We start from the raw sequence: 6,000 nt of genomic DNA, 5'->3' as shown, positions 1-6,000 counted from the left end.
CGAGAGCGGGGCGGGGGTGAGCGGGGTGGTGGTCACAGCTCCTTGTCCTTCCGGTTGAGCCAGGCCGAGAGCGGGAAGATCAGCGCTGCCACGACGAGGAAGAGGATCACGTTGCCGGCGGTCGAGAGACCGTAGAAGCCCGCCTGGTACTGCTTGTAGATGACCGAGGCGACCACGTCGCTCGTGAAGCCGGGGCCGCCCTTCGTCATCGCCCAGATGAGGTCGAACGAGCGCAGCCCGCCGATGAGGGAAAGGAGGATCACGGTCACGGTCGCGGGGCGCAGCAGCGGCAGCGTGATGTGGCGGAAGTTGTGCCAGGCGCCGGCGCCGTCGACGCGCGCGGCCTCGAAGTAGTCCTGCGGGATCGCGACGATGCCCGCGATGTAGATGAGGGTCGCGAGTCCGACGCCCTTCCAGACGTCGACCAGGGCGACCGAGAGCAGCGCCCACTGCGGGTCGGTCAGCCAGCCCGGGCCGGCGATGCCGATCGTCGCGAGGCCCTGGTTGATCAGGCCGTCGAAGGGATCGAGCAGCACCTTGAAGGTGATGCCGATGCCGATCGTCGACACGAGGACGGGGAAGAACACGACACTGCGGAGGAAGCCGCGCCCGATGATCTGCGAGCTGAGCAGGAGGCCGAGCAGCATCCCGAGCACGATCTTCAGGCCCGAGGTGATCGCCGCGTAGATGAACGTGTTGACGAAGCCCGTGGTCAGCGCCGGGTCCTGGAAGAACTCGACGAAGTTCTCCAGACCGATGAAGGTCGAGTCGAACAGCGTCCACCGCGTGAGCGAGAAGTAGAGGGAGGCCGCCGTCGGCACGAGGAACAGGACCACGTAGAAGACGCCGGCGGGCAGGTAGAACCAGGTGGGGTAGGGGCTCTTCATCGCCCGGCGCCGGGGAGGCTTCCCGGGCGAGCGGGCGGGCGCGGGGGCAGGGCGCTCCTGCGTGAGTGCGGTCATCGGATCTCCGTCGATCGGGCGAGAGGAAGAAGGAAGGGGGCGGCGCTCTGGCGCCGCCCCCGGGATCAGGGGCTCGGGCGAGCCCCGTCGGTCACCAGCCCTCGAGGCCCAGCTGCTTGGCCTGCTTGGTCACGTCGTCGTCGTACTGCTTCGCACCCTCGGCGGCCGGGGTGATGCCCGAGCCCACCGCGACGGTGATCTGCTCGAGCGCCGGTCCCTTGATCGGCGACAGGAACTCGAGCGCCAGGCCCGTGTTGCCCGAGTCGAAGTAGGGCTGCATGTCCGAGATCATCGGCGGCACGTCGTCCGGGAGCGCGCAGCCCTCGATCACGTACGGGCCCTGGGGAGCGGTGGTCTCGCTCTGGATCTCGCAGCTCTCCGGCGTCGCCAGCCAGGCGGCGAAGTCCTTGGCCGCGTCGAGCTTCGCGCCCTCGGTCGACTTCGGGATGTAGACGCCGAACGGCTGCCACACGGTCAGCGGCGAGTCGGTCTCGTCGCCGGGGATCGCGAACAGTCCGACGTTGTCGGCGTCGTCGGGGTAGTTGAGCATCAGCGGCTGCGCGGCGAAGGTCAGGATCGGGTAGTGCGCACCCTCGCCCGTGGCGATCATGCGGACGCCGTCGTCGTAGGTCGCCGACGCGAAGTCCTCGTTGAACAGCCCGGCCTTGCTGAGCTGCTCGAGGTGCTCGAACCCGGCGAAGGCGGGCTCGTCGACGTACTTGGCCTCGTTCGCCGTGTACGACTCGGCCCACTCCGGGTCCTCGGCGAGGACGTTGGCGAAGTCGCCGAGCAGGAACAGCTGCGAGGTCCAGGTGTCGCCGTAGGTCTGGATGATCGGAGCGACGGTGCCGGCCGCCTTGACCGCCTCCGCGTTCGAGACGAACTCGTCCCACGAGGTCGGGACGCTGAGGCCCAGCTCGCTGTAGACGTCCTTGTTGTAGAGCATCGCGCCCGCCATCGACTGCCCGAGCGGCACGCCGTAGAGGCCGTTGTCGCCCGACAGTGCGCGGACCGCGTTCTCGTCGACCTTGCCCGCCCACTCCTCGCCGGAGAGGTCGACGAGGTTCTGGTCCGGGTTGATCGCCTTCAGCAGCGAGCCGGAGTTGTACCAGAACAGGTCGTTCATCTCGCCCGTGGAGAGGCGCGTCTTGACGACGTTGTCGCCCTCGCTGCCCTGCGGCCGGGTCTCGACGTCGATCGTGACGTCGGGGTTCTCCTCCTGGTACGCGGCCACGAGCGCGTTCATCGTCGTGACGGTCGCCTCCTGGTTGTCGATGAGGATCGAGAGCTGGGATCCGTCGGCGGAGTCGCCGCCGCCGGTGCTGCAGCCGGTGAGCGCGAGAGCGAGGGCCGCTCCTCCTGCGCCGAGGGCGAGCACTGCTCGCCGGTTCTGTCGGGTCGACATCCTTTACCTCCATGTAAAGACAACTTCTTCGTTGCGGGGGGTGCCCGGGGCGGTCGTCCGCTGCGGTCCGGAAGGCCGGTCGGCGGGCGATGCAGGGAGAACATACGTCGGCTCCGTGAAACGTGTCAATCGATCTACGAAAATTTGTGGACCGATCTACACCATCGCGACCGAAGCGTTACAGTGGCGTTCGCGGCGTCGCATCGAGGCCGTCCGGCGGGGATCCACCGGAGGCGGAGAAGGCGAGGGGAACGCGATGAGCTCGACCGACGGCGCGACCCGCGGACCCGCCACCATCCAGGACGTCGCTCTGCGCGCAGGGGTCTCCCGCGCCGCCGTCTCGAAGGTGATCCGCAACGCCTACGGGGTCAGCCCGGCGATGCGCGAGCGCGTGGCAGCGGCGATCGACGAGCTCGGCTACCGGCCCAGCGTCGCCGCCCGGGCCATGCGCGGCGCGAGCTTCACCATCGGCGTCGAAGTGCCGCACCTGGGCAACTCCTTCTTCAACCGCATCGTCACCGGAGCCGCCGCCGCCCTCGACGGCACCCGGTACCAGCTGATCGTCGCGCCCGCCCAGAGCGACTCGGGCGAGGGGTTCCGGGCCATCGAGGCCCTCGTCGACCGCCAGGTCGACGGGCTGATCGCCGTGTCGCCGATGGTGGAGCCGTCGTGGCTCGAGAAGCTCTCGGTCCGCACCCCGATCGTCATGCTCGGCCGGCACGACGCCTCGGTCGGCTACGACACGGTCACCAACGACGACGTCGCGGGCACGGACCAGGTGATGGACCACCTCCTCGCCCTGGGCCACCGCCGCATCGCGCACCTCACCGTGAGCGAGGAGATCGTGCGGCGTGTGACCGGCGCCCCGCACGCCGTCCGACTCGCCCGGTACGAGCAGCGGATGCGCGAGGCCGGCCTCGAGACCGACGTGCTCTACCTCAGCCCCAGCCAGGACGACGCCTACGCGCGCACCCTCGAGGTCCTCCGCTCGCCCGAGCGGCCCACCGCGCTCTTCGCGGGCAACGACGCCCTCGCGCTCGACGCGCTCTGGGCGCGGGCCGATGCGGGCCTGGGCGCCGAGCGCTTCTCGATCGTCGGCTACGACGACATCGAGGTCGCCGGGCACCCGGGCATCGCGCTGACCACCGTCGACCAGTCCGGCGAGGAGCTCGGCGAGCGCGCCGTGCAGCTGCTCCTCGGGCGGCTCGACGGCCGCACCGACCCGGTGCACTTCGAGGTGGACCCGGTGCTGCGCATCCGCTCCTCCTCCGCGCCGCTCGCCGGCTCCGATCCCTCCACGACCGTTTCCGCACTCCACTACGCAGAAGGACGATGATGACCGACTGGACCGCCCGCTTCCTGGCGCCCGACGACGAGCTCCCCGGCTCGCCCCTGCTCCGTCGCGAGACCCCGCTCGAGACCGGCCACGGAGCCGTGACCGAGGCGGTCCTGCGCCTGTCGGCGCTCGGCATCGTCGAGGCGTGGATCGACGGCACCCCCGTCTCGGACGAGCTCTTCACCCCGGGCTGGACCAGCTACGAGTGGCGCCTGCGCTACTCCGAGCACGACGTCACGGCGCTGGTGACCGGCGACTCCGTGACCCTCGCCCTCGCCCTCGGCGACGGCTGGTACCGCGGACGCCTCACCTGGGGCGAGGGCGCCGCGCCCTACGGTCCCGAGATCGCGGGCGCCGCCGAGCTGCGGATCCGCTTCGAGGACGGCGCCGAGCAGGTCGTCACGACCGGCACCGGTTGGAAGGCGGGCTCGGGAGCGACCACCGCCGACAGCCTCTACGACGGCCAGGACATCGACGCCCGCCTCGAGCCGCAGGGCTGGAAGCAGGCCGGCTTCGACGACTCCGGCTGGAGCGCCGTGCACGAGGTGGACGTCGACCCGGGACTGCTGGAGCCCTACACCGCCCCGCCCGTGCGGCGCCTGCGCGAGGTCGCCCCGCAGAGCATCTGGACCAGCCCGTCCGGCCGCACGCTCGTCGACTTCGGCGAGAACCTGGTCGGCTGGCTCCGCGTCGAGGTGGAGGGTCCGGAGGGATCCGTCGTCACCCTGCGCCACGCGGAGGTCCTCGAGGACGACGAGCTCGGGGTCCGCCCGCTGCGCGCGGCGGAGGCCACCGATCGCTTCACGCTCTCGGGCGGCCGCGACGTGTTCGAGCCGACGCTGACCTTCCACGGCTTCCGCTACGCGGAGGTCGACGGCTGGCCCGGCGACATCGAGCCGGGGTCCCTGACCGCGGTCGTCGTGAGCAGCGACCTGCGCCGCATCGGCACCTTCCGCAGCTCCGAGCCGCTGCTCGACCAGCTGCACGACAACGTCTACCGCGGCATGGTAGGCAACTTCCTCGACGTGCCCACCGACTGCCCCCAGCGCGACGAGCGCCTGGGCTGGACCGGCGACATCGCCGCGTTCGCGCCGACCGCCGTGTACCTCGCCGACGCGAAGGACTTCCTCCGCGACTGGCTGCGCGACCTCGCCCTCGAGCAGACCCACCACGACGGCGCCGTGCCGTTCGTCGTGCCGGACGTGCTGAAGTACCGCGAGGCCGAGACCAGCTTCCCGCCCATGGACTCGACGGCCCTCTGGAGCGACGCCGCGGCCTGGGTGCCGTGGGCGGTCTGGGAGGCCTACGGCGACCCGGTCGTGCTCGAGGAGTCGTTCCCCTCGATGGCCTCGCACGCCCGCCGCGTCCGCTCGAAGCTGTCCGAGTCGGGCGTCTGGGACACCGGCTTCCAGTTCGGCGACTGGCTCGACCCCGACGCCGCGCCCGACGCCCCCGCCGACGCGAAGGCCGACACCGGAGTCGTCGCCACGGCGTGCGCGTACCGCACGGCCCGTATCGTCGCCGACTCCGCCGCCGTCCTCGGCCGCACCGAGGAGCAGGCCGAGTTCACCGAGCTGGCCGAGCGCCTGCGCGCCGGATTCCGCTCGCGGTACGTCGCCGACCAGCGCGTCTTCAGCGACTGCACGACGGTCTACTCCCTCGCGATCGTCTTCGGCCTGCTCGACGAGGACGAGCTGGGCTGGGCGGGCGACCGCCTCGCCGAGCTCGTCGCCGAGAGCGGCTACACGATCTCGACCGGCTTCGCGGGCACCCCGTTCATCACCGACGCGCTGTCGTCGACGGGTCACGTCGACGCCGCGTACCGCCTGCTCCTGCAGCGCGAGTGCCCGTCGTGGCTCTACCCGGTGACCATGGGCGCGACCACGATCTGGGAGCGCTGGGACTCGATGCTGCCCGACGGCACCATCAACCCCGGCGAGATGACGAGCTTCAACCACTACGCGCTCGGTGCCGTCGCCGACTGGCTGCACCGCGTCGTCGGCGGACTCGCCCCGCTCGACCCCGGCTACTCCCGCATCCTCGTCGCCCCGCAGCCCGGCGACGAGCTGCAGTGGGCGGAGTCGACCCTCGAGACGCCGCACGGCCTCGCGCGGGTGCGCTGGGACCGCACCGCCGACGGGGTCTCCCTCGCCGTGACGGTCCCGGAGGGGGCGACTGCGGTCGTCCGCGCGGCCGGCACCGAGGATCGCGAGCTGACCGCGGGGGAGCACGCGCTGACGCTGTAGCACCCCCCTCGCACCGACCTCCGCGGACGGGACCCCTGCTCCGGCAGGGGC

The 6,000-nt window shown here is 71.2% G+C and carries 4 protein-coding genes; 2 read left to right on the top strand and 2 right to left on the bottom strand.

The features are described 5' to 3' along the window. Window positions 1–32: 32 nt before the first annotated feature. Together NB037_RS11985 and NB037_RS11980 are read right to left on the bottom strand one after the other, a co-directional pair. Complete coding sequence (locus NB037_RS11985; RefSeq protein ID WP_372490748.1) at window positions 33–962, bottom strand: carbohydrate ABC transporter permease; 930 nt, start codon at window positions 960–962, stop codon at window positions 33–35. Window positions 963–1,053: 91 nt separating this feature from the next. Continuing rightward, complete coding sequence (locus NB037_RS11980) at window positions 1,054–2,367, bottom strand: ABC transporter substrate-binding protein (RefSeq protein ID WP_251946055.1); 1,314 nt, start codon at window positions 2,365–2,367, stop codon at window positions 1,054–1,056. A gap of 256 nt (window positions 2,368–2,623) precedes the next feature. Here NB037_RS11980 and NB037_RS11975 point away from each other — a divergent pair, with 256 nt between their 5' ends. Together NB037_RS11975 and NB037_RS11970 are read left to right on the top strand one after the other, a co-directional pair. Next, window positions 2,624–3,703 carry a LacI family DNA-binding transcriptional regulator gene (locus NB037_RS11975; RefSeq protein ID WP_251946053.1) on the top strand — a complete coding sequence of 360 codons (1,080 nt, stop codon included), beginning with the start codon at window positions 2,624–2,626 and terminating at the stop codon, window positions 3,701–3,703. Further along, window positions 3,703–5,949, top strand: coding sequence for a family 78 glycoside hydrolase catalytic domain (locus NB037_RS11970; RefSeq protein ID WP_251946051.1), 2,247 nt, complete (start codon window positions 3,703–3,705; stop codon window positions 5,947–5,949). The genes NB037_RS11975 and NB037_RS11970 overlap by 1 nt, the downstream gene beginning before the upstream one ends. Window positions 5,950–6,000 lie beyond the last annotated feature (51 nt).

This window comes from Rathayibacter rubneri (genome assembly GCF_023743255.1).
Lineage (GTDB): Bacteria > Actinomycetota > Actinomycetes > Actinomycetales > Microbacteriaceae > Rathayibacter > Rathayibacter rubneri.
This window is presented reverse-complemented; position numbering and strand designations above follow the sequence as displayed.

Excerpts from the sequence above, each read along its gene's own strand:
- NB037_RS11985 (WP_372490748.1), bottom strand. The coding sequence starts at position 962 with ATGACCGCACTCACGCAGGAGCGCCCTGCCCCCGCGCCCGCCCGCTCG.
- NB037_RS11970 (WP_251946051.1), top strand. The coding sequence starts at position 3,703 with ATGACCGACTGGACCGCCCGCTTCCTGGCGCCCGACGACGAGCTCCCC.
- NB037_RS11980 (WP_251946055.1), bottom strand. The coding sequence starts at position 2,367 with ATGTCGACCCGACAGAACCGGCGAGCAGTGCTCGCCCTCGGCGCAGGA.
- NB037_RS11975 (WP_251946053.1), top strand. The coding sequence starts at position 2,624 with ATGAGCTCGACCGACGGCGCGACCCGCGGACCCGCCACCATCCAGGAC.